21 protein-coding genes are annotated in these 22,176 nt (G+C 72.1%); 7 read left to right on the forward strand and 14 right to left on the reverse strand.

Going from position 1 to position 22,176, the window contains the following annotated elements:
* Positions 1 to 2: 2 nt before the first annotated feature.
* Positions 3 to 3,545 carry a chromosome segregation protein SMC gene (smc, locus tag V6R91_RS23645; protein ID WP_336397321.1) on the reverse strand — a complete coding sequence of 1,181 codons (3,543 nt, stop codon included), beginning with the start codon at positions 3,543 to 3,545 and terminating at the stop codon, positions 3 to 5.
* A 505-nt stretch (positions 3,546 to 4,050) separates the two neighbouring features.
* Between smc and V6R91_RS23650 the strand changes: the two genes are divergently transcribed.
* The 5 genes from V6R91_RS23650 to V6R91_RS23670 all read left to right on the forward strand — a co-directional run bounded on the left by V6R91_RS23650 (position 4,051) and on the right by V6R91_RS23670 (position 8,756).
* Positions 4,051 to 4,338, forward strand: coding sequence for a hypothetical protein (locus V6R91_RS23650; RefSeq protein WP_336397322.1), 288 nt, complete (start codon positions 4,051 to 4,053; stop codon positions 4,336 to 4,338).
* A gap of 44 nt (positions 4,339 to 4,382) precedes the next feature.
* Positions 4,383 to 5,519: a GNAT family N-acetyltransferase gene (locus V6R91_RS23655; protein WP_336397323.1), complete on the forward strand. Its 1,137-nt coding sequence runs from the start codon at positions 4,383 to 4,385 to the stop codon at positions 5,517 to 5,519.
* A complete protein-coding gene (locus tag V6R91_RS23660) occupies positions 5,516 to 6,616 on the forward strand; it encodes a GNAT family N-acetyltransferase (protein WP_336397324.1) in 1,101 nt (366 codons plus the stop codon). The genes V6R91_RS23655 and V6R91_RS23660 overlap by 4 nt, the downstream gene beginning before the upstream one ends.
* 116 nt (positions 6,617 to 6,732) lie before the next feature.
* The gene (locus V6R91_RS23665; protein ID WP_231821024.1) at positions 6,733 to 7,440 is read left to right on the forward strand and encodes an ABC transporter ATP-binding protein; all 708 of its coding nucleotides are present in this window, start codon (positions 6,733 to 6,735) and stop codon (positions 7,438 to 7,440) included.
* The gene (locus tag V6R91_RS23670) at positions 7,437 to 8,756 is read left to right on the forward strand and encodes an FtsX-like permease family protein (RefSeq protein ID WP_336397325.1); all 1,320 of its coding nucleotides are present in this window, start codon (positions 7,437 to 7,439) and stop codon (positions 8,754 to 8,756) included. Before V6R91_RS23665 ends, V6R91_RS23670 begins: the two co-directional genes overlap by 4 nt.
* 86 nt (positions 8,757 to 8,842) lie before the next feature.
* Here V6R91_RS23670 and V6R91_RS23675 read toward each other — a convergent pair whose 3' ends face one another.
* The 7 genes from V6R91_RS23675 to V6R91_RS23705 all read right to left on the reverse strand — a co-directional run bounded on the left by V6R91_RS23675 (position 8,843) and on the right by V6R91_RS23705 (position 14,949).
* Positions 8,843 to 9,670, reverse strand: a complete 828-nt coding sequence (locus V6R91_RS23675) for a TrmH family RNA methyltransferase (RefSeq protein WP_336397326.1) — start codon at positions 9,668 to 9,670, stop codon at positions 8,843 to 8,845.
* 75 nt (positions 9,671 to 9,745) lie between these two features.
* Positions 9,746 to 10,654: a bifunctional DNA-formamidopyrimidine glycosylase/DNA-(apurinic or apyrimidinic site) lyase gene (mutM, locus tag V6R91_RS23680; protein WP_336397327.1), complete on the reverse strand. Its 909-nt coding sequence runs from the start codon at positions 10,652 to 10,654 to the stop codon at positions 9,746 to 9,748.
* Positions 10,647 to 11,339 carry a ribonuclease III gene (gene rnc / locus V6R91_RS23685; protein ID WP_067244463.1) on the reverse strand — a complete coding sequence of 231 codons (693 nt, stop codon included), beginning with the start codon at positions 11,337 to 11,339 and terminating at the stop codon, positions 10,647 to 10,649. The genes mutM and rnc overlap by 8 nt, the downstream gene beginning before the upstream one ends.
* A 16-nt stretch (positions 11,340 to 11,355) precedes the next feature.
* The gene (rpmF, locus tag V6R91_RS23690; RefSeq protein ID WP_050721097.1) at positions 11,356 to 11,565 is read right to left on the reverse strand and encodes a 50S ribosomal protein L32; all 210 of its coding nucleotides are present in this window, start codon (positions 11,563 to 11,565) and stop codon (positions 11,356 to 11,358) included.
* Positions 11,566 to 11,567: 2 nt separating this feature from the next.
* Positions 11,568 to 12,116: a YceD family protein gene (locus V6R91_RS23695; RefSeq protein WP_067244461.1), complete on the reverse strand. Its 549-nt coding sequence runs from the start codon at positions 12,114 to 12,116 to the stop codon at positions 11,568 to 11,570.
* Positions 12,117 to 12,189: 73 nt separating this feature from the next.
* On the reverse strand, positions 12,190 to 12,687 hold the full coding sequence (gene coaD, locus V6R91_RS23700; RefSeq protein WP_219084751.1) for a pantetheine-phosphate adenylyltransferase: 498 nt from the start codon (positions 12,685 to 12,687) through the stop codon (positions 12,190 to 12,192).
* Positions 12,688 to 12,771: 84 nt separating this feature from the next.
* Complete coding sequence (locus V6R91_RS23705; protein WP_336397328.1) at positions 12,772 to 14,949, reverse strand: ATP-dependent DNA helicase RecG; 2,178 nt, start codon at positions 14,947 to 14,949, stop codon at positions 12,772 to 12,774.
* A gap of 80 nt (positions 14,950 to 15,029) precedes the next feature.
* On the opposite strand from V6R91_RS23705, the gene rsmD reads away from it, so the two are divergent.
* Positions 15,030 to 15,665, forward strand: a complete 636-nt coding sequence (gene rsmD, locus V6R91_RS23710) for a 16S rRNA (guanine(966)-N(2))-methyltransferase RsmD (RefSeq protein WP_336397329.1) — start codon at positions 15,030 to 15,032, stop codon at positions 15,663 to 15,665.
* Here the strand turns inward: rsmD and thiL are convergent.
* Positions 15,635 to 16,648 (reverse strand): thiamine-phosphate kinase, encoded by a 1,014-nt coding sequence (gene thiL, locus V6R91_RS23715; RefSeq protein WP_336397330.1) that lies wholly within the window; start codon positions 16,646 to 16,648, stop codon positions 15,635 to 15,637. The genes rsmD and thiL overlap by 31 nt on opposite strands.
* A gap of 23 nt (positions 16,649 to 16,671) precedes the next feature.
* Between thiL and V6R91_RS23720 the strand changes: the two genes are divergently transcribed.
* A complete protein-coding gene (locus tag V6R91_RS23720; protein WP_336397331.1) occupies positions 16,672 to 17,196 on the forward strand; it encodes a DUF3515 domain-containing protein in 525 nt (174 codons plus the stop codon).
* A gap of 43 nt (positions 17,197 to 17,239) precedes the next feature.
* Here V6R91_RS23720 and V6R91_RS23725 read toward each other — a convergent pair whose 3' ends face one another.
* The 5 genes from V6R91_RS23725 to leuD form a co-directional block, all read right to left on the reverse strand.
* Positions 17,240 to 18,322, reverse strand: a complete 1,083-nt coding sequence (locus V6R91_RS23725) for a D-alanine--D-alanine ligase family protein (protein ID WP_219084747.1) — start codon at positions 18,320 to 18,322, stop codon at positions 17,240 to 17,242.
* The gene (locus V6R91_RS23730; RefSeq protein WP_067244444.1) at positions 18,222 to 19,367 is read right to left on the reverse strand and encodes an NAD(P)H-dependent glycerol-3-phosphate dehydrogenase; all 1,146 of its coding nucleotides are present in this window, start codon (positions 19,365 to 19,367) and stop codon (positions 18,222 to 18,224) included. Before V6R91_RS23730 ends, V6R91_RS23725 begins: the two co-directional genes overlap by 101 nt.
* Positions 19,357 to 20,127: a lysophospholipid acyltransferase family protein gene (locus tag V6R91_RS23735; protein WP_336397332.1), complete on the reverse strand. Its 771-nt coding sequence runs from the start codon at positions 20,125 to 20,127 to the stop codon at positions 19,357 to 19,359. Before V6R91_RS23735 ends, V6R91_RS23730 begins: the two co-directional genes overlap by 11 nt.
* Positions 20,128 to 20,131: 4 nt before the next feature.
* Positions 20,132 to 21,499, reverse strand: a complete 1,368-nt coding sequence (gene murA / locus V6R91_RS23740) for a UDP-N-acetylglucosamine 1-carboxyvinyltransferase (RefSeq protein WP_067244440.1) — start codon at positions 21,497 to 21,499, stop codon at positions 20,132 to 20,134.
* A 78-nt stretch (positions 21,500 to 21,577) separates the two neighbouring features.
* Positions 21,578 to 22,174, reverse strand: coding sequence for a 3-isopropylmalate dehydratase small subunit (leuD, locus tag V6R91_RS23745; protein WP_336397333.1), 597 nt, complete (start codon positions 22,172 to 22,174; stop codon positions 21,578 to 21,580).
* Positions 22,175 to 22,176 lie beyond the last annotated feature (2 nt).

The raw sequence follows: 22,176 nt of genomic DNA on the forward strand, positions 1-22,176 counted from the left end.
GATCAGGCGTTCGCGGCCTCGCGCTGTGCCCGGTCGCCGACACGCTGTCCGACGACCGCGGACACCCCGTCCTGTCTCATGGAGACGCCGTACAGCGCGTCCGCGATCTCCATCGTGCGCTTCTGATGAGTGATCACGAGCAGCTGCGAGCTCGCCCGGAGCTGCTCGAAGACGGTGAGCAGGCGCCCGAGGTTCGCGTCGTCGAGGGCGGCCTCGACCTCGTCCAGGATGTAGAACGGGCTCGGCCGCGCCTTGAAGATCGCCACCAGCAGCGCGACGGCCGCCAGGGAGCGCTCACCGCCCGACAGGAGCGAGAGGCGCTCGATCTTCTTGCCCACCGGGCGGACCGCGACCTCGATCCCGGTCGACAGGAGGTCGTCCGGGTTCGTCAGCGAGATGCTGCCCGTGCCGCCGGGGAACAACAGGGGGAACACCTCCCCGAACGCCGTCTTCGTGTCCTCGAAGGCGTCGGCGAAGATCGTCTGCATCCGCTCGTCGAGGTCCGCGATGATCGTCAGCAGATCCTGACGCGTCTTGGTGAGGTCGGCGAGCTGCTCCGTGAGGAAGGCGTGGCGCTGCTCCAGGGCGGCGAACTCCTCCAGGGCCAGCGGGTTGACGCGTCCGAGCTGCGTGAGCTTGCGCTCCGCCTCCTGGAGCCGGCGCTGCTGCACCCGGCGATCGAAGGGAACGGCGGCGTCCTCGGATTCGTCCGGGTCTCCGGGGTCGCGCGGAACCGGCTGGTCGGGGCCGTATTCCGAAACGAGAATGTCCTCGTCGAGCGCGAGCTCGCTGGACACGCGCTCAAGCAGGCTGGTGAGGTGCAGCTTCTTCTCGTGGATCTGCAGCTCGAGCCCGTGGACGCTCTCGGTGAGTCCGGCGAGCCGCTCGCGGATCGACGTCTCGCGAGCCCGCAGGGCGGTGAGCTCCTCGGTCTGTGCGGCGCGGGCGGACTCCGCCGCCGCGAGCGCCACTCGGGCCTCGGCGACGGAGCGGTCGATCGAATCGAGCACCCGGGGCAGCTCCGCGGCGACGCCGGACGCCGCCTCGCGCTGGGCGCGGCGGATCACCGCCCGCCGGGCGGCCTCGGCCGCCGCGTCCCGCTCGCGCTCGCGCTGACGCTCCAGCGTCGCGACTCTCGTCTGCGCCGCGCGGACCCGTTCCCGGAGCGTCTCGATCCCGAGGCGCGCCTCCAGCTCCTCCTCGCGCGCCTTCTCGAGCGCCTCGAGCAGGCCGTCGCGCGCGGATGCGTCCAGGATCGGGCGCGGCGCCGCCTGCGCCTGCTCGAACTCCGCCTTGGCCGACTCGGCCTTCGCCTCGGCCTCGGCGACGGTGGCCTGCACCTGGGCGAGGCCGGCCTCGAGGCGCTCGCATTCGGCGATCGCGGACTCGTGCCTCACGGTGACGCGGTTCACCTGCTCCGTGTGGGCGGCGAGCGCGGCGTCGTGCTCACGCAGCGTCCGCAGCGCCTCCTTCGCCGTGCGGCGGGCCGACTCCAGGGTCTCGGACGCATCCGCCCGCGCGCTCCGGAGCGTGTCGACGATGACGCGCACCTCCTCGAGCCGCTCGACCGCGGCGTCGCGTTCCGCGATCAGCTCCAGACGCGAGCGCTCCCCGGCCGCGCCCGCCCGCAGGGTGTGCGCGGTGAGCACCTCTCCGGTCTGCGTGACGATCGTGACCGGCGGTCCCGGAAGGGCCGACGCGGCCGCCCGCACCGTCCGTGCGGCGTCGAGGTCGGGGACGATCAGGACGTGGGAGAGGACGCCGAGGATGCCGGGCGGGCCCGTGACGACCTCGCTCGCCGCGGTGGCGCCGTCGATCGCGGGCGGCTCCGCGGGTGAGACGGACGCGCCGGGCTCCGCGATCACCAGATCGACGCCACCGGCGTCGATCGCCTCCGCCGCCAGCAGGAAGGCGGCCTCGTCGTCGTCGACGAGCACGCCCTCGGCGAGGGGGCCGAGCACCGCGGCGACGGCGGCCTCGTACCCGGGGCGCACCTGGACGGCATCGCCGACGAGTCCGCGGACGCCCGGTCCGCCCGCGCGGACGATCTCCGCCGCTCCCCCGGACACGGCGACCGCGCTGCCGAGGGCGGCCGCCTTCGCCGTGAGAGCGTCGGCCTCGCGCTCGGCTTCGTGCAGGCGCTCCCGCAGCCCCTCCAGCTCCGCCTCCGCGGCCGTCACCGCCGCCTGGGCGGACTCGTACGCGGCGGTGTGCTCGGCGGCCGTTCCCTCGGGCGCCTCGCCATCCTCGATGGCCTCGCGCGCCTCGGCCGCCTCACGGCGCCGGGCGTGTGCCGCTTCGAGCGCGTTCTCCTGCCTCAGCACGGCGCCGCGCACCGCGGCCAGGGCCGAGGCCGCGGCCTCCGCCTGACCGCGCAGCGTGGTGATCCGCATGTCGTGCGCGGAGACGAGGGCGCTCTGCTCGGCGATGTCGGCGTCCAGCGCGTCGAGCTCCGCGCGTGCTCGCGCCACCTCGCGCGCCGCCTCCTCGGCGGCATCCTGCGCCTGACCCAGCCCCGAGCCGATCTCGGTGATCTCGTCCTTCGCCTCGTCGATCGTCGCCTGCGTCACCGTGACCGCGGTGACGGCCGCATCGTCCTCCTCGGTGCCCAGGAGGGCGAGCCGTTGATTGGCCAGCGTGAACAGCCCCCGCATGCGCTCCTGCACCTGCTCCAGACCGAAGGCGACACGGCGGGCCTCGTCCACGGCGGCGGAGTTCTGCAGCGCCTCGAGACGGGCGATCTCGGCGCGCACCTCGTCGGACTGCTCGGACAGCACGACGCGCTCGGCATGCCGCTCGTGCTCGTTGCGGGTGTGGTCGGCGAGCGCGGCGCGCAGCGCGACCACATCGTCCGCGAAGATCCGCGCCTTCGCGTCCCGGACGACCGCGGCGATCGTCTGGGCCTCGCGGGCGATCTCGGCCTGGCGCCCGAGCGGCTTGAGCTGACGCCGGATCTCCCCGGCCAGGTCGCTGAGCCGGGTGAGGTTGGCCTCCATCGCGTCGAGCTTGCGGAGGGTCTTCTCCTTACGGCGGCGGTGCTTGAGGATCCCCGCGGCCTCCTCGATGAAGCCGCGGCGATCCTCCGGAGACGCCTGGAGCACGGTGTCGAGACGCCCCTGCCCCACGATCACGTGCATCTCCCGGCCGAGCCCGGAGTCGCTCAAGAGCTCCTGGACGTCGAGCAGCCGGCATCCCTCACCGTTGATCGCGTACTCGCTGGACCCGTTGCGGAACAGCGTCCGGCTGATCGTCACCTCGGCGTACTCGATCGGCAGCGCACCGTCGCTGTTGTCGATCGTGAGCTGCACCTCGGCACGGCCGAGCGGGCCGCGCGAGGAGGTCCCGGCGAAGATGACGTCCTCCATCTTGCCGCCGCGGAGGGTCTTCGCCCCCTGCTCGCCCATGACCCATGCGAGCGCGTCCACGACGTTGGACTTCCCCGACCCGTTGGGCCCGACGATGCAGGTCACCCCCGGCTCGAACGCGAACGTCGTGGGCTGCGCGAAGGACTTGAACCCCTTGAGGGTCAGGCTCTTCAGGTGCATGCGCGCGGCTGCCGTCCGGGTCGGATCACGCCCATACGCTATCCGACGCCACCCGGCCGCGACCGCGGAAACGCCCGGATGTCAGCGAATCCTGTGTGTTCGCTTGACGCGCGTCGTCGCGGTCGGATAGCGTGACGAACCGAACAGCCGAGAAAGGAGGTTGCCGACATGATGATGAAGCTTCGCGCTCAGACGACACTCACCCCATTCCGCGGGGTCACCGCCATCGCGGCGATCTCCGCCGGCATCACCCGCGCCGCGGCCGCATAGCGCGCCGCCCGCCCGGGTACGGCCCTCCCCCACGGGACGGCGCCGTCCGTGGTGCACTGCGCACCACGGCGCCCTGATCGTCACGATCCTCCGGCGCCTCCCGGACCCCTCTTCGGGTCCCCTCTCCGATCCGTCACGGATCACTCTCCACCGCGCCCCGGACCCGGTCCTCGTGATCAGCCGGCCTCGCCGTTCCCGGCGGCGCGCCCTTTCACCGCCAACGAAAGCGACAATCGTGAACACCTCACTGACCGCCTCGCAGGATCAACCCTCGAAGCACCTGTCCCGACCCGCCCTGTCGGGTACCGACCATCTGGCCGTGGAGTTCCCCCGCGAGGACGAGCTCCGACGCCTGTCCCTCGCGGATCGCCTGGCCTTGCGCGTCGCCCTGTGGCTCGTGCTGCACGCCCGTCGGGACGCCGACCCCGCCGAGCAGCACCGGCGCCACGAGGCACGCCTGCGCGTGCTCGCGGAGTACGAGCACCGGCGTCTCAACGCCGCGCGCTCGCCCCAGCTGTTCTGAGCCGTCGCGGACCCGAGGTCCGCAGAAGGGATCGCACGACGATCATGATCGACCACACCCTCGCCGACGCGCCGCCGATCGATCCGGCCGATGTCGTCGCCCTGCCGGAGGGGGCGCGGATGTACCCGCTCCCCCTCCCGGCACCGGGGCAGGGCCCCACCGCCCTCGTGCACGCCTACGCCGCGGTGCGCAACCGGAGCTCCTGGGAGACCTCGGGGCGCGGTGACGACCAGTTCACCGCCGAGGAGCTCCTTCCGCTGCTCGACTCCAACGCGGACGTGGTCCGTCGGCAGTGGTGCATCGAGCAGGACGGCGCCCTGATCGGGTGCGCGGTCCTGAACATCCGCCAGGACGGCGGCGCCGACGTCGCGCAGTGGTACCTCGCACTGCTGCGGGACGTGTGGGGACGCGGCATCGGATCCGCCGCGTACGCCGAGATCGAGCGCGTCGCGCGCGCAGACGGCGTACGGGAGCTCCAGCTGTGGGCCGAGCATGCGGATGTCCACGCGGACGGCGCACGCCTCGAGTCCCCCAGCGGGTTCGGCAGCGTCCCGCAGGACCACGCGACGCGCTTCCTCTCGCGTCACGGGCACACCATCGAGATGATCGACCGGGTCAGCATGCTGACATGGGACGACGCCACGATCCCGCACCTGCGCGGGCTCCTTGCCGACGCCGCGGCGCATGCGGAAGGGTACCGAGTGGTCCACTGGACGCTCCCCACCCCGCCCGAGCGCCGGGACGGCTACGCGTGGATGAAGTCCCGCATGTCGACGGACGCCCCGAGCGGCGACCTCGCCTCGCCCGAGGAGGCCTGGGACGCCGAGCGCGTCGTCCGGCATGACGAGCGGTACGCCGCGCGCGGACAGTCCGTGCTCGTGACCGCGGCCGAGCATGTCGGCACCGGGGAGCTCTGCGCGTTCAACGAGCTGGCCATCGGCATCGACCGCACGGCCACGACCCATCAGGAGGAGACCCTCGTGCTGTCCTCCCATCGCGGGCATCGCCTCGGCATGCTCGTCAAGTGCGCCGGCCTGCTGGCCTGGCGCGAGATCCACCCGCGGTCCCCCTCGGTCGTCACGTACAACGCCGAGGAGAACCGCCCCATGCTCTCGATCAACGAGGCGATCGGCTTCACGGCCATCGCCGCCGAAAGCGCCTGGAAGAAGGTACTGACATGACCATCGACGCGACGACCCCGACGCTCGAGATCGCTCCGCTCGTCGTCCCCTCCTCGATCGACGCGGCCGACGCCGCGGAGTTCCTCGCCTACGCCGAGCTCAACCGGCGGATCTGCGCGCAGGACGCGGGCCGCGCCGAGCTCGCGCCCAGCGCAGCCGAGATGCTCCCGGAGTGGCATGACACCACCGATGTCCTGCCGCTGGGCTTCGTGGCCCGGCGGGACGAGGAGATCGTCGGGATCCTCACGGTCTACCTTGCTCAGGAGGACGGCGCGACCGCGGCGGAGTTCGATCTGCTCGTCGCGCCCGAGCACTGGGACTCCGGCGCCCCGGAGGCGCTGCTGCGGAAGGCGCGTGAGGAGGCCGTGCGCCACGGGCGCACGGCGCTGCAGACCTGGACGCTGCACCGGCCTGACGCCGGCGCGGCCGAGGCGCTGACGCCCCTCACCGGCTGGGGCCGGGTCACCCGCACGCCCCTCGCATCGCTCCTGGAACAGGACGGCTACGCCCTGGAACAGGTCGAGCGCAACAGCGAGTTCGACCTGCGTGCCGACCCGTCGGCGCTCCGGGAGCGGCTCGATGAGGCCCTGTCGTTCGCGGGCGAGGACTACCGGGTGCGGCACTGGACGAGCCCGACGCCGCCGGAGCTGCGCGAGCGCTACGCGGCGATCCTCTCCCGGCTGTCCACGGACGCCCCGAGCGGCGGGCTGCACGTCGATGAGGAGTCGTGGGATGCGGGCCGGGTCGAACGGCGCGAGGCGCAGTTCGCCGAGGCCGGACAGCTCGTCTCCGTCGTCGCGGTCGAGCACGTGCCGTCAGGCGACCTCGTCGCGTACAACGAGCTGGTGATCGCCGGGGATCGCACGGGCATGACCCACCAGTACGGCACGCTCGTGCACGCCGATCACCGGGGTCACCGGCTGGGGACCATCGTCAAGTGCGAGAACCTGCTGCGCTGGCGGGAGCTCGCTCCGCACTCGCCGACGGTCTCCACCTTCAACGCGGAGGAGAACCGGCCCATGCTCTCGATCAACGAGGCGATCGGCTTCACCGCCGTGTCCTTCGCCGCCGCCTGGCAGAAGCGCCTCGATTCCTGAGATCCGGGCGGGGCCGCGGGGCCCTGCCCGGATCTCATCCTCCGGGATGACACGGTGCCCGCCATCTCCCTCTGCGGGCCGACGATCCGCGTCCTCCGGCCGACGAGGCTGGAGGCATGAGCACCGCAGTGACCCCTTTCGTCATCCAGGCCCAGGGCCTCGTCAAGACCTTCGGCACGACCAGAGCCCTCGCCGGCGTGGACCTCGGCATCGCCCCCGGCGAGTCCGTCGCGATCATGGGCGCGTCCGGATCGGGAAAGACGACCCTGCTGCACGTCCTCGCGGGCATCACCACCCCCGACGCCGGCCGCGTCGCCTTCCAGCCCCGCGGCGGCGCCGCGGTGGAGGTGAGCGCCCTGGACGAGACGAGCCGGTCGCGGCTGCGCCGGGAGCGGTTCGGCTTCGTCTTCCAGCAGGGTCTGCTGATCCCCGAGCTGACCGCGATCGAGAACGTCGCGCTGGCCGCCATGATCAACGGGACCTCGCGCGCCGAGGCCACGCAGTACGCCGCCGGGTGGCTCGCCTCCCTGGGACTGGCCGGGATGGAGGACCGCCGCATCGGAGAGCTGTCCGGCGGACAGGCGCAGCGCGTGGCCATCGCCCGCGCCCAGGTCACCGGCGCCGAGATCGTGTTCGCCGATGAGCCGACCGGGGCGCTGGACTCCGTCACGTCCGGCGAGGTCATGGACGCCCTGCTGTGGTCGACGACCGGACAGGGGCGCACGCTGGTCGTCGTCACGCACGATCCCCAGGTCGCGGCGCGCTGTGCCCGCACCGTGTCCGTCCGCGACGGCGCGATCGTCTCGCAGGGGGTCGCGGCGTGAACCTCTCCGTGCTCCGCCTGCTGCTGCGGCCGGCTCCCGGCAGCCTCGGCCCCCTCCTCATCCCCGCCGCCGCCTTCGCGATCGTTTCGGCGCTCATCCTGACCGTCGTGGGCGGGGCGCAGGCGTTCTGGCGCTGGGACGACGAGTACGCCATGATCTACCAGCTCCTCGCGACCATCGCGCTGGTCCTCCTTGTGGTGCCGCTCGGCACGCTCGGCGGTGCGGCGGCACGCCTGTCGGCCCGTCGCCGCGACGAGCGGCTGTCCACGCTGCGACTGCTCGGCGTGACGCCGGCCGGCGTCGGCGTCGTCGCCGTCGTCGAGTCCACGATGATCGCCGCCGCGGGCGTCGCGGTGGGCGTCGTCATCTCCTACGCGCTGGTTCCCGCGATCGCCCTGATCCCGTTCCGCGGCGAGCCCCTCGGCGTGGACGCCATCCTGCTGTCCCCGCTCGTCGTGGCCGCGATCGGCCTCGGCACGATCCTGCTCGCGACGGTGAGCGCGGTCATCGGGCTGCGTCAGGTGGTGATCTCGCCCCTCGGCGTCCGGACCCGCGCCACCCCGCCCCGCCTGCACTGGATCCGGGCCGTGATCGGCGTGATCGTGATCGCCGGCGGAGTGATCCTCGCCAAGCTCGTCCCGTCTCTCGGAGGCGTGCTCATCATCACCGCGGTGCTCGGCGGGCTCTTCGCCGTCGCGCTGGTCGTCCTGAACCTTCTCGGCCCCTGGCTCCTGCAGGTGTCGGCGCGGCGACAGGCCCGGACGGCCAAGACGCCGCAGCGGCTGCTGGCGGCGCGGATCGTCCTCGACTCCCCCAAGGCCGCGTGGCGACAGGTCAGCGGGATCGCAATGTCCAGCTTCATGGCCGTGTTCGCCGGAACCGGTGTCGCGCTCATGAACACGATGAGCGCGGAGGACGCCTCCGCGCAGGACCTCGCTCTCGTCACCGACATGCGCACGGGGCTCATCATCACCCTCGTCGGCTCCTTCCTCATGGTCGCCGCGTCGGTCGGGGTGACGCAGGCGTCGGACATCCTCGACCAGCGGGAGCTGCACCGCAGCCTGCACTACCTGGGCATGCCGCTCGACACCGTGGACGCCGCCCGGCGTCGCGCGATCATGTCGCCGCTGCTGTTCACGGCGCTGGGATCGGCGCTGTGCGCGGCCGCGCTGATCTTCCCCCTGCTCGGGATCGCCCTGATCACCGCGCCGGTGTCGCTGCTGACGATCGCGCTCGTCCTCGCCGCCGGCATCGGGCTCGTCTGGGTCAGCACGCGCGCCACCCGTCCCCTGCTGTCGCGCTCGTTCGCCGCGTAGGCGCAGGAAGGAGAAGGACGGCGCCCGCCTCGGGCGCCGTCCTCGTCGCCTTCCGCCGCGCAGATGAAGTCCGAGAGACTCCGACCTCACGCGCGGCTGCGCTCGTACAGCGCGATCCCGGCCGCGACGGACACGTTCAGCGACTCGACCCCCGCCGTCATCGGCACCGTGTAACGCCACCGGGCGAGACCGTCGAGCCGGCGGGAGGCGCCGCGACGCTCCGCGCCCATCAGGATCGCGATCCGACCGGGGATCGCCGCCATGCCGCTGAGCGGAGCGCCCGCCTCGGCGGCAAGGCTCACGAGCGGGATCCGTTCGGCGGCGAGGAATCCCTCCAGACCCGCCGCCGTCGTCCGCAGGACCGGCAGCGAGAACACGAGCCCCCGGCTCGCGCGGATCAGCCGGCGATCGTGCACCGAGGAGAGTCCGCTGTCGACGAGGACGACGGCGGCGACATCGAAGGCGCACGCCGTCCGCACGATCGCGCCGATGTTCCCGGGGATGCGCACGCCGTCCAGGACGAGGACATCTCCAGGCCGTCGGGACAGGTCGGCCCAGGTGGGAGATGCCGGGGCCACGGCCAGGGCAAAGACCGGGACCAGCTTGTCGCTGCCGAAGAGCGCGCGCAGCGCGCGGTCGGCGACGACGACGAATGCGGCCGACGGCGCCTGAGCGTGAACCCGGCGCCCGGCCTCCTCGTGACCCTCCGCCGCGTACACCGTCGCGATGCGCACCCCCGCACGAATCGCCTGCGCGACGTTCTCCTCGTCGTCCACGACGATCGTGCGCGGACGCGGGGAACGGGAACGCAGGACGTCGGCGACGCGCCGGATCGCAGGGTGTCGAGGGTCGCGGACCACGGTCTCGTCCGTGCGGTCCTCGGCGTGCGAAAGAGGGAGAAGCGCGCTGGTCATGCCTCCAGCGTCAACCCTGACGTAACGTCAGGGTCAAGCAGGGTGCCGAGAGGCCTCGAGCCGTCATCGCCCGGATCACCGGCGCCGCTGGCAGCGGGGGCAGTAGTGCGAGGAGCGGTTCATGAACGCCTCCCGACGGATCGGTCCTCCGCACCGCGGGCACGGCTCGCCCCCGCGCCCGTAGGCGTTCAGCGAGTGCGCGAAGTAGCCGGCCTGGCCGTTCACGTTGACGTACTGGGCGTCGAAGCTCGTGCCGCCCTCTGCCAGCGCCTTGTGGAGCACGGCGCGCACCTCGGCCATCAGGCGCCGTACGGCCGGGGTCGAGAGAGCGGAGGCCGAGGTCTCCGGATGAATCCGAGAGGCCCACAGCGACTCGTCCGCGTAGATGTTCCCCACGCCGCTGATGAGGGTCTGGTCCAGTAGAGCGCGCTTGATCGCGCTTCCCCGGCGGCGCAGCGCCGCGCGCAGCAGATCGTCGTCGAACGCCGGATCCAGCGGGTCCCGCGCGATGTGCGCGACCTGGGTCGGGACCATCGCGGCGTCGGTCCCCCAGCCGGCGGCCCGGCCGTCCGGCGTGGGCACCAGCGCATCGATCGCGAGGGAGCCGAAGGTCCGCTGATCAGCGAAGACGACCGCGAGCTCGCCGTGCCGCGGATGCTCGACGATCATGCGCACCCGCTCGTGGCGCTCCGGCGCCGCATCCGGCCGTCGCAGCAGGAGCTGGCCGCTCATCCCGAGGTGCCCGACCACGGCGTGCGCCGGGTCGCCGGAATCGGAGGCGACGAGCGGCATCCAGAGGAACTTGCCCCGACGGGCGACGCTCCGGACCTCCGCACCTTCCAGGCGTCCGACGAAGTCCGCCGCTCCGGGGAGGTGGCGGGTCAGCGCACGCTCGTCCAAGACGTCGACGGAGGAGATGCGCGCGCCCGTCATCGCAGGCGCGAGGCCGGCGCGGACGACCTCGACCTCGGGCAGCTCAGGCACGGTCGCTGAGGACGTGCCATGCGCGCAGCGCCGCGGCCATCTCGGCCGTCTTCTTGCTGCTGCCCTCGCCGGTGGTGGTGACGTCCCCGACGACGACCGTCGCGGTGAACCGCCGGTCGTGGTCCGGGCCGTCGGACTCGACCGAGTACTGCGGCGGCGTGGCGCCGAGACGCGCCGCGATCTCCTGCAGGCTGGTCTTGGGATCCATGGCGGCCCCGTACCGCTCCGGATCCGCGAGCAGCGGTTCCGTCAGCCGGAGCACGAGAGCCGTCGCGGCCTCCGCGCCCGCGGACAGGAAGGTCGCGCCGATCACGGCCTCCATCGAATCCGCGAGGATCGAGTCCTTGTCGCGGCCACCGGTCTGCTCCTCGCCGCGGCCGAGCAGGAGATGGTCGCCGAGACCGATCTTCCGCGCGACCTCCGCCAGCGCCACCGTGGAGACCACGCTGGCGCGCCGCTTCGCGAGGGCGCCCTCGTCCAGATCCGGCAACGTGGTGAACAGCATCACCGTCACGGCCTGTCCCAGGACGGAGTCGCCGAGAAACTCGAGCCGCTCGTTGTGCGGGATCCCGCCGTGCTCGTACGCGTACGAGCGGTGGGTCAGCGCCAACTCAAGAAGCTCGGGGTCGATCTCGACCCCGAGCGTCTCGGTGAGAGGTCGCGTCCCCCCAGGGACCTCCGTCACGATCGTTCGAACGCGATCAGACGTCGGCGACCTTGCGGCCCTTGTACTCCAGGAAGAGCTCGGTGCCCTGCGAGTCGGTGACGACCTTGGCCTGGTGCGGGCGGCTGTAGACGACCTTGCCGTTCTCGACGGTCTTGACGAGCGCGGGAGCCTCGGCCTTCCACTGCGCGCGACGCGAGCGGGTGTTGGAACGGGAGACCTTGCGCTTCGGGGGGTTACCGGCCATGACTAGTTACCTTCTGTGTTCTCGGGCGCACGGTCTGCCGCGCTCCCTTGGTCCGTGATCTGCTGGAGCGCGCTCCATCGAGGATCGATGGGAGCCACAGTCTCCGTGCCGGCATTCCTGACCAGCCGCTCACCGGTCTCGGGGTCGAGTCCAGGGCAATCCGGCTGGCACACCGGCTGAAACGGGAGCGATAGAACCACCGCATCCCTGACCAGAGTTTCAAGATCCACGTGGTCGTCTTGAACCTCGAAGTCGTTCGCTTCCTCTCCAGGATAGGCGAAAAGCTCCTGAAACTCGACTTCGACAGGCTCCTCGATCGGATTCAGGCATCGGCTGCACTCGCCGCGGTACCTCGAGTCGACCGTTCCGGAGGCCAGGATGCCCTCGTGCACGGACTCCAGGCGGACATCGACGCTCACGTCGGTACCGGCCTCGACGGCGACGAGCCCCTCACCCCACTGCTCGGGCAGGGCGACGGTGATCTCGTGCTCGCGCATCTCGCCCGGGCGTCGGACGATGTCGCGGACGGGCAGCACGAACGGTCCGTTCAATCTCGTCTTCACCCTGCGAGTCTACCGGCCGCGCGGCGTCCCGGACCGGGAGCCGACGGCGTGCGGGCCGGGGTCAGAGACCGCGTGCGCCGGTGTCCAGGAACCGCGCGACCGGCGCCGGGACGAACGGCGACACGTCTCCGCCGAGCGCCGCCACCTGACGGACCAGCGAGCTGGAGACCAGCGCGTGCGCCGGGTCCGGCAGCAGGAACACGGTCTCGATGTCGGCGAGGTGGCGGTTCACGATGGCCATGGGCGACTCGTACGCCACGTCGACCTGCGAGCGGATGCCCTTGACGAGCACTCCCGCGCCGACATCGCGCGCGTAGTCCACCAGGAGCCCCATGCTCCAGGAGCCGACGATGACCTGGCCGGCGACCCCCGCCTCCGCGATCGACTCCTCCAGCAGCGAGAGCCGCTGGGACACCGGCAGCATCGCCTGCTTGTCGGGGTTGTGCACGACGAGCACGTGCAACTCGTCATACAGCGCGGCGGCTCGACGGATGACGTCGAGGTGCCCCAGAGTGGGCGGATCGAAGGAACCCGGGACGACGGCGATCCGGCTGCTCACTTCGACTCCTTCGTTCGGTCAGTGCACCGCATCCGTCCAGCCTAACGGGGTCGTCACCGGTCGCGACGCGTCCTCGTCCCACGCTCAGTTCTTCGCCAGGGCGGCGCGGTCCTCGTCGCTGAGCCGGCGATCGATCGCCTGTCGCAAGCCGGGATGCTGCTGGAGCCCCGGATCCCCGCTGAGGATGTCCTCCGCGATCTGCCTGGCCCGCACGATCAGTTCCTCGTCCTTGATGACGCGGAGGAGCTTGAGGGACGATCGGGCGCCGGACTGCCGCGCCCCGAGGACGTCGCCCTCGCCGCGGAGCTCCAGGTCGACCTCTGCCAGGGCGAATCCGTCCAGCGTCGCCGCGACCGCCTCGACCCGTTCTCGGGCGGGCGTGCCCTGCTCCGCCTCGGTGACGAGCAGGCACAGCCCCGGAACGCTCCCGCGCCCGACGCGGCCGCGGAGCTGATGCAGCTGCGAGACCCCGAAGCGGTCGGCGTCATGGACGATCATGGTCGAGGCGTTCGGCACGTCGACCCCGACCTCGATCACGGTCGTCGCCACGAGCACGTCGATCTCGCCGCGGGCGAACGACCGCATCACGGCGTCCTTCTCCTCGGCCGGCATCCGCCCGTGCAGCCCCGCGAGCCGCAGCCGCCCCACGCGCGGATGCGTCTCCAGGGCGGCGAGGAGCTGCACGACGCCCCAGCGCGGGCCGGTCGGCGCCTCGCCCTCGATCTCGGGCTCGGCCTCCCCGGCCTCCACAGTGTCCTTCTCAGTGTCGATCGCGGCGCACACCGCGAACACCTGCCGCCCCTGAGCGACCTCCTCCGCGGCACGCTCCCAGACGCGGGCGAACCAGCCGGGGTGATCGGCCAGCGGTGCGACGTGCGTCTCGATCCCCGCGCGTCCCTCGGGCATGGTGCGGATGACCGACGTGTCCAGGTCGCCGAAGACCGTCATCGCGACCGTCCGCGGGATCGGGGTGGCGGTGAGGACGAGGGCGTGCGGACTCGCCCCCTTGGCGCGAAGCGCCTCGCGCTGCTCGACCCCGAACCGATGCTGCTCGTCGACCACGACGAGGCCGAGGTCCGCGAACGTCGTCTTCTCCCCGAGGAGGGCATGCGTGCCGACCACGATGAGCGCCTGGCCGGAGGCCACCCGCAGGGCGGCCTTGCGTCGTTCGGGTGCGGACATCTGCCCGGTGAGGAGCGTCGGCATCAGCTGCGGCGCCAGCTCCGGTCCGAGCATCTTCGTGATCGATCGCAGGTGCTGGGCGGCGAGGACCTCCGTCGGCGCGATCAACGCCGACTGACCGCCCGACTCGGCCACCTGGAGCATGGCCCGCAGCGCCACGAGCGTCTTGCCCGACCCGACCTCGCCCTGGATCAGACGGTTCATGGGCGCGCCGCCGACGAGATCCCGCTCGATCACCGCGCCGACCGCCTCCTGGTCGGCGGTGAGAGAGAACGGCAACGCGGCGTCGAAGCGCTCCCGCGGTCCTCCGGGCCGCGCCTCACGCCGCGTGGCCGGCAGGCTCCGGACGACGCCCCGCTGCTCGAGCAGCGCCGTCTGCATCGTGAGCGCCTCGTGCATCCGCAGCGTCCGCAGAGCGGGCTCGATCTCGTCCCGCGTCCGCGGCCGGTGCACCTGCTCCAAGGCCGCCCGGGCGTCGAGCAGGTGCTCCTCCCGCCGCAGGTCCTCCGGCAACGGGTCCGGCACGGGACCGAGCTCGTCCAGGACGACGGCGACCATCTTCTCGATCTGCCACGTCGCCAGGGCCGACGTGGCGGGATACAGGGGGATCGGTCGCGTGACGACCTTGTCCGCCTTGGTGCGCGCCTCGAGCTCGTCGTCGAACAGCTCGTACTGCGGATGGGCGAACTGCGTGACGCCCTTGTAGCGGCCGACCTTGCCGGAGAAGACGCCCCGGCGCCCCAGACGCAGCTCCTTCTCCCGCCACTCGAGCTGGCCGCGGTGCTTGCCGAAGAACGTGAGCGACATGCGTCCGATGCCGTCGCCGATCGTGACCTCCATCATCGCGCCTCGGCGGTTGCGCATGTCCCGCACGGACACGCTCATCACCTCGGCCACGATGGTGACGGTCTCCCCCACGGGCAGGTCGAGGATCGGCGTCAGCTCGCCCCGGCTCGCATAGCGCCGCGGATAGTGCGACAGCAGATCGGCGACGGTCTGCATCCCGAACGCCTTCTCCAGCGCCTTGGCGTTGGTCGCGCCGACCGCGGCGTCCAGCCGGGTCTCCAGGGTCACGGGCATGTTCCGAGTCTAGGGTCGCGCACCGACACGGATCCGCGGGCCGGGAGGGAGCGCGTCCGGCCGCGGGCTAGGCTCGCCGGGTGACGAGAATCATCGCGGGAGCCGCAGGCGGCCTGCGTCTGGACGTGCCGGCGAGCGGGACCCGCCCCACCAGCGACCGCGTCCGCGAGTCGCTCTTCGCGGCTCTGGAGTCGGCGGATGCGATCGAGGGGGCCCGAGTGCTCGACCTCTACGCCGGCTCCGGCGCGCTGGGCCTGGAGGCGTTGAGCCGTGGCGCGGCGAGCGCGGATCTCGTCGAGCGCTCCCGCCCGGCTGCGGGCGTCGTGCGCCGGAACGCCCAGCGCGTCGCGAAGGCGCTGGGGAGCGCGCGCAGCGCCCCCGCGCGGGTCCACGAGAGCACGGTCCACGCCTTCCTCGCTCGCGCCGCAGGACCGTACGACCTCGTGTTCACCGATCCGCCCTACGACCTCGACGACACGGCCATGACAGCGGATCTCGTGGCCCTCGCGCCCCTGCTCTCGCCGGAGGCCCTCGTCGTCGTGGAACGCGCCAAGCGGGCCGCCCCTCCGGAGCTCGACGCCGCCGGGCTGGTCCTCGTCCGCGAGCGCGCCTACGGGGACACACGCGTCTGGTGGGCGGAGCCCGCCTCGGACGACGACGCGGGCGACGCGGACGACGAAACGGGTCAGCCCGACGCGGCGTCCCAGTCGCGGTAGGGGTCCCACCCCGCGACGTCGACCGGTTCGTCGTCGCACGTCACCCGGGCCTCCGCCCGCGCCGGGACCACCCGGCCGATCTCCCGGAATCCGGGAGGCAGGGCACCCGGGGGGAACGTGGCGAGCAGGGCGTGGTCCTCGCCGCCGGCCAGCGCGCGGTCCGGAGACGGTCCGAGCGCGTCGCGTCGGAGCTCCAGGGTGACGCCCGAGGCCTCCGCCATCCGACGAGCGTCCAGGGCCAGTCCGTCCGAGACGTCCATCATCGCCGTCGCTCCGGCCATCGCCGCGACCGGCCCCAGTCCCACCGGCGGCGCCGGTCGCAGCTGGGCGTCCACGAGCTCCCGCTCCCCCGGGCCGAGCGAGGCCCCGTCCACCGGGACCGGTTCGCCGCCGCGCCGGAACCGCTGGAACAGGATGGCGAGCCCGGCTCCGGCCGCCCCCGCCTCGCCGGCGAGCGCGACCGTGTCGCCGACGCGGGCGCCCGCCCGCGTCACCGGCGCCTGCCCGTCGAGATCGCCCAGCGCCGTGACCGCGATCGTCAGCACGTCGGACGTCGTGAGATCGCCCCCGACGACGGCGCACCCCGGGGCCAGCGCGGCGCAGGCGTCGCGCAGGCCGTCGGCCAGGCGTTCCACGAAGGACACCGTCATCTCCCGGGGGATCGCGAGGGCCACGAGCAGCGCCGTGGGACGGGCGCCCATCGCGGCGACGTCGGCGAGATTCACCGCTGCGGCCTTCCACCCCAGGTCGTAGCCGCTCGACCACGCCAGGCGGAAGTCGGGGCCGTGCACCAGGGTGTCGGTCGTCGCGACCACGGATCCGGACGGCGCGGCGAGCACGGCCGCGTCGTCACCGGGACCGATCAGGGCCAGCTCCGCCGCGGGAGTGCGCGCCAGGATCGCACGCAGCAGCGCGCCCTCGGAGACGTCGGAGATACGGGGGTCGTCGGGATCCGCGGCGGCGGAGCCTGGGAGGCGGGGCATGGCTCCCACGGTAGCCTGGACTCATGCCCCGCCGACTGCTCGCCGCCCTCCTCACGGTCGTCGGCGGAGCAGCCGTCCTCGCCGGGTGCTCCTCCACCGTGCACCTGGAGCCGGCCGAAGCGGCGAACGACCCCGCGTGCGCCGAGGTCTCCGTCCGCCTGCAGAACGTCCCGTCGATCGGCGAGCAGGAACGCCGGTGGACCGACGCACAGGCCACCGCGGCCTGGGGCGTTCCCGGGCAGCCGTCGGCCGTGCTCCTCGTCTGCGGCCTGCCGAAGGCGCAGCCCACGAGCGAGCTGCAGTGCGTCACCGCGGAGGGCATCGACTGGCTCGTCGACGTCTCCGAGCGGCCCTGGCTGCGCCTGACCACGTACGGGCGGGAGCCCGCCGTCCAGCTCTACGTCAACACGAAGCCGGACGAGCCGAACAAGGGCCTCAGCGCCAACGACGTCGTGGGCAACAAGAGTCTCGCGGCGGCCATCGGGACCATCCCCGCGGAGAACCGCTGCACGGAGCCGGACGCGCTCCAGGACGACGCCCAGGGCTGACCCCGGGCGGCGGGAGCGCCCCCCTCTCCCGCCGACGGTCCGATCAGCGACGCAGGCCCGCGTCGATCAGCTCCGAGATCAGCTCCCGGTACGACAGCCCGCTGGCGATCCAGCACTTGGGGAACATCGAGATCGGGGTGAATCCCGGCATCGTGTTCAGCTCGTTGACGACGATCCCGTTCTCCGCCGTGAGGAACATGTCGACACGGGCGAGGCCGCGCCCGTCGACCGCCTCGAACGCACGCACCCCCGCGGCCTGGATCGCGGCGACCTGGTCGCCGTCCAGCTCGGCAGGGCACACCACGTCGACCCCGTCGCCGCCGAGGTACTTCCCCTCGAAGTCGTAGAAGCCTCGGGAGGTCAGCACGATCTCCCCGGGGACCGAGGCCCGCGGGCCCTCGGCGCCTTCCAGGATCGCGACCTCGATCTCCCGTCCGACGACACCGGTCTCGATGAGGACCTTGTCGTCCTCCGCGAACGCGATCGCCAGGGCGTCGTCGAGATCGGCGGCGTTCTCGACCTTGGAGACGCCGACGCTCGAACCCGCGCGGGCGGGCTTCACGAACACGGGGAGTCCGAGCTCCGCCGCCGAGGCACGGACGTCCTCGGGCGCGGCGTCCCACTCGCGGCGGCGCACGGTGACCCACGGCGCCACGGCGATGCCCGCGGCCTGCAGTGCGACCTTCATGAAGTGCTTGTCCATGCACAGCGCCGAATCGAGCACGCCGCCGCCGGCGTACGGGACCTCGAGCGTGTCGAAGAAGCCCTGCAGGGTTCCGTCCTCGCCGTGGGGGCCGTGCAGCAGAGGCAGCACCACATCGATCTCGCCGAGGTCGTGCGCCTCGCCGCCGGGACGGATCACCCGCAGCGTGCGGATCCCGCCGGGCTCCGGCCACTGCACGCGGGTGCCGTTGTCGACGACCTCCGGCAGGTGTGCGGCGTCCAGAGGGAACTTGTCCGGGTCGTCGTCCTCCAGGACGAACGCGCCCTCCCGAGTGATCCCGACCGGGATCACGTCGAAGCGATCACGATCGATCGCTCGAAGCACCCCTCCCGCCGTTGCGGAACTGATCGAATGCTCGCTGGAGCGCCCGCCGAAGAGCACCACCACCGCCTGCTTGTCCATTCTGGGTCCTCTCCCCCTGAGGGGTGTCGTCGTCGGTGGTCAGATGCGGGGCGATGTCGCGCGGGTCCATGGTGCCGTCCAGCACCATCTTGACCTGCTCGACGATCGGCATCTCCACGCCGGCGGCGCGGGCCAGCTGCAGCACGGGCGCGACGGAGGCGAGTCCTTCGGCCGTCTGCTGCATCTGCTTGACCACGTCCTGGTAGCCGTATCCCTGGCCGAGCAGGCGCCCGGCGGTGTTGTTGCGGCTGAGCGGCGACTGGCAGGTGGCGATGAGGTCGCCGAGCCCCGCCAGGCCCTGCAGCGTCTCGGGCTGAGCGCCGTTCGCGACGGCGAAGTCGGTCATCTCCACGAGCCCGCGGGTGATGATCGACGCCTTCGTGTTCTCGCCGTACCCCACGCCGTCCACGATCCCGATCGCGACGGCGATGAGGTTCTTGAGGACGCCGCCGAACTCCGTGCCGACGACGTCGGTGTTCACGAAGCTGCGGAAGTACCGGTTGCGCGCCGCGCGCGCGACGATGTCCGCCGTCTCCTGGCTGTTCGAGGCGATCACGGCGGCCGTGGGCTGCTCACGGGCGATCTCCAGCGCGAGGTTCGGCCCGCTCGCCACGGCGATGCGGTCGGGATCGCAGCGCAGCTCCTGCTCGATCACCTGGCTCATCCGCAGGCCGCTGCGCCGCTCGACGCCCTTCATCAGGCTCACCACCGGCGCGTCGGAACCGGCGAGCAGCGGACGCAGCGCCTTGAGGTTCTCCCGCAGCGACTGGCTCGGCACCGACAGGTACACCTGCTCCGCGCCGTCGAGCGCCGCCGAGAGCTCGTGGGTCGCCGTCATCGATCGCGGCAGGTTGATGCCGGACAGGTACTGCGAGTTGCGCTTGGCCTCGGCGATCTCGTGCGCGAGCTCCGGGCGACGGGCCCACATGGTGACCTGCGCCCCGCCGTCGGCGAGGATCTTACCGAAGGTGGTCCCCCAGCTCCCCGCGCCGATGACGGTCACACGCGGCCCGGCCACGGGCGCGGGCGTCTGCTTACGAGTCAAGGCGACCTGTCTCCCTCTGACCGTGCTCGGACGGGTTCCAGCGCTGCGCAGGAGCCTTCTCGCCGCGGACCTCTTCGAGGAGCGCCGTGATGGCGGCCATCAGACGGTCGGTGGCCTCGGTGAGCGTGCCGCGCTCCCCCGCGCGCTCGCGCAGGTCGGACAGGTCCACCGGATCTCCGACGACCACCTGCACGCGCTTGCGCGGCGGCCACAGGCTCAGCCCCTTGGCGTAGCGGCCCATGATCTCCTGGGTCCCCCACTGCACCATCGGGATGAGCGGGATGTCGCCCGCGAGCGCCAGGCGCACCGCACCGGACTTGCCGCGCATCGGCCAGAGGTCCGGATCGCGGGTGAGCGTGCCCTCGGGGTAGACGATCACGCCGCGCCCGTGCTCCACGAGCTCGGCGGACTGCTTCAGGGTCAGCTTGGCGGCGGACGCCGACGAGCTCCGCGCCACCGGGATCATGCCCGTCTTCCGCAGGGCCCAGCCGAGGACCGGGACGCGGAACAGGCTCTCCTTCGCCATGAACCGCGGTGCGCGACCGAGCCGCCACACCGCGACGGCGACGATCAGCGGATCGAACTCCGAGTAGTGGTTCGGAGCGAGGACGAACGCGCCGTCCTTGGGCAGCTTGTCGCGCCCCCGGAACTCCAGCTTCGCCGCGAACGACACGAAGGGGACGACGAACACCGCCAGCAGCCAGAACAGGCTGGGGCGGGTCTTCTCCCGAGAGGCTCTGCCCATGTCCTTCGAGGCCATCCGCTCAGCCGACGACGTCGAAGTCGGCCCCCAGGGCGTCCAGCTTGCTGATGAACTTCTCGTAGCCGCGGCTGAGGATGTCCACCCCCGACACGGTGGACTCGCCCGACGCCGTCAGCGCCGCGATCACGTGGCTGTACCCGCCGCGGAGGTCCGGGACGACGATGTCGGCGCCGTGCAGCGGCGTCGGCCCGGTGATGACCGCCGCCTGCTCCAGGGCTCGGCGCGCGACCCGGCGCGGCCCGTCCTGCAGCCCGTGGGGGTGCACGACGATGTCGGCGCCCATCTTGACCAGCGCGTCGGTGAAGCCCATGCGGTTCTCGTACACCGTCTCGTGCACGATGGAGCGGCCGTGCGCCTGGGTCAGCGCGACGACGAGCGGCTGCTGCCAGTCCGTCATGAACCCGGGGTGCACGTCGGTCTCCACGACGACGGGGCGCAGCTCGCCCTCGCGGCGGAAGAGGATGCCGTCCTCCTGGACGTCGAACCAGCCGCCGGCCTTGCGGAACACGTTGAGGAACGTGAGCATCTCCTGCTGACGGGCGCCGCCGACGAAGATCTCGCCGTCGGTCGCGAGGGCCGCGGACGCCCAGGACGCGGCCTCGTTGCGGTCGAAGATGGAGCGGTGGTCGTAGCCGCGGAGCGTGGGGACGCCCTCGATGAGGATGACGCGGTTGGGCTCGTAGGAGATGATCGCGCCCATCTTCTGCAGCACGGCGATCAGGTCCATGATCTCCGGCTCGATGGCGGCGTTGCGCAGCTCGGTCGTGCCCTCGGCGCGCACCGCCGTCAGCAGCACCTGCTCCGTGGCGCCGACGCTCGGGTACGGCAGGTGGATGTTCGCGCCGCGCAGACCGTGCGGCGCGGACAGGCGGATGCCGCTCGGCAGCTTCTCCACGACCGCGCCGAACTTGCGCAGCGCGTCGAGGTGGAAGTCGATCGGCCGGTCGCCGATGCGGCAGCCGCCGAGGTCGGGGATGAACGCCTGGCCGAGACGGTGCAGCAGCGGGCCGCAGAACAGGATCGGGATGCGCGACGCGCCGGCGTGGGCGTCGATCTCCTCCATGTGCGCCGACTCGACCCCGCTCGGGTCGAACGTGAGCGAGCCCGGCTCATCGCCGACCGCCACACGCACGCCGTGCACCTCCAGCAGCGAGCGGACGACCGCCACGTCGCTAAGGTCCGGCACATCGCGCAGCGTGCTGGGGGTCTCGCCGAGGAGCGTCGCGACCATGGCCTTGGTGGCCAGGTTCTTCGCGCCCTTGACGTCCACGCGACCGCGCAGGGGTCGCCCGCCGCGGATCGCCAGCACGTCACCGGTGAGCGAGGGTACCGAACCGACGGAGGTGGTGTCGTGCAGCGGTGTCGTCATTCCCTGGGCCTCTTCTTCTTCACGCGGAGCGCGGCCGGAGCCGCCGGGGCGGAGGTGCCCCCGGCCCACGCTCCCCGCTCAGCGAACGGGCAGGGTCCGTGGCCGCCACGACTCGCGGCGGGCCTCGAACTGCGCGATCTTGTCTTCGTTGCGCAGGGTGAGCCCGATGTCATCGAGCCCTTCGAGGAGCCGCCATCTAGTGTAATCGTCGATGCCGATGGAGGCCTGGAAGCCGCCGATCACGGCGGTGCGCTCGACGAGGTCGACCGTGATCTCGCGACCGGGCTCCTCGTCGATCAGCGCCCAGATCCGCTCGATGTCGGCCTCGTCGACCGTCGCGGCGAGGAGACCCTGCTTGCCCGAGTTGCCCCGGAAGATGTCGGCGAACCGAGGGCTCAGGACGACCTTGAAGCCGTAGTCGCGCAGCGCCCAGACCGCGTGCTCACGACTGGAGCCGGTGCCGAAGTCGGGCCCCGCGACGAGGACGGACGCCTTCGCGAACGGCTCCTGGTTGAGGACGAAATCCGGATCCTGCCGCCAGGCGTGGAACAGGGCGTCGTCGAAGCCGGTCTTGGTGACGCGCTTGAGGAACACGGCCGGGATGATCTGGTCGGTGTCGACGTTGGAGCTCTTCAGCGGAGCGGCGACGCCGGTGTGCGTGGTGAACTTCTCCATGA

It is taken from the genome of Microbacterium sp. CCNWLW41, from assembly GCF_037083505.1.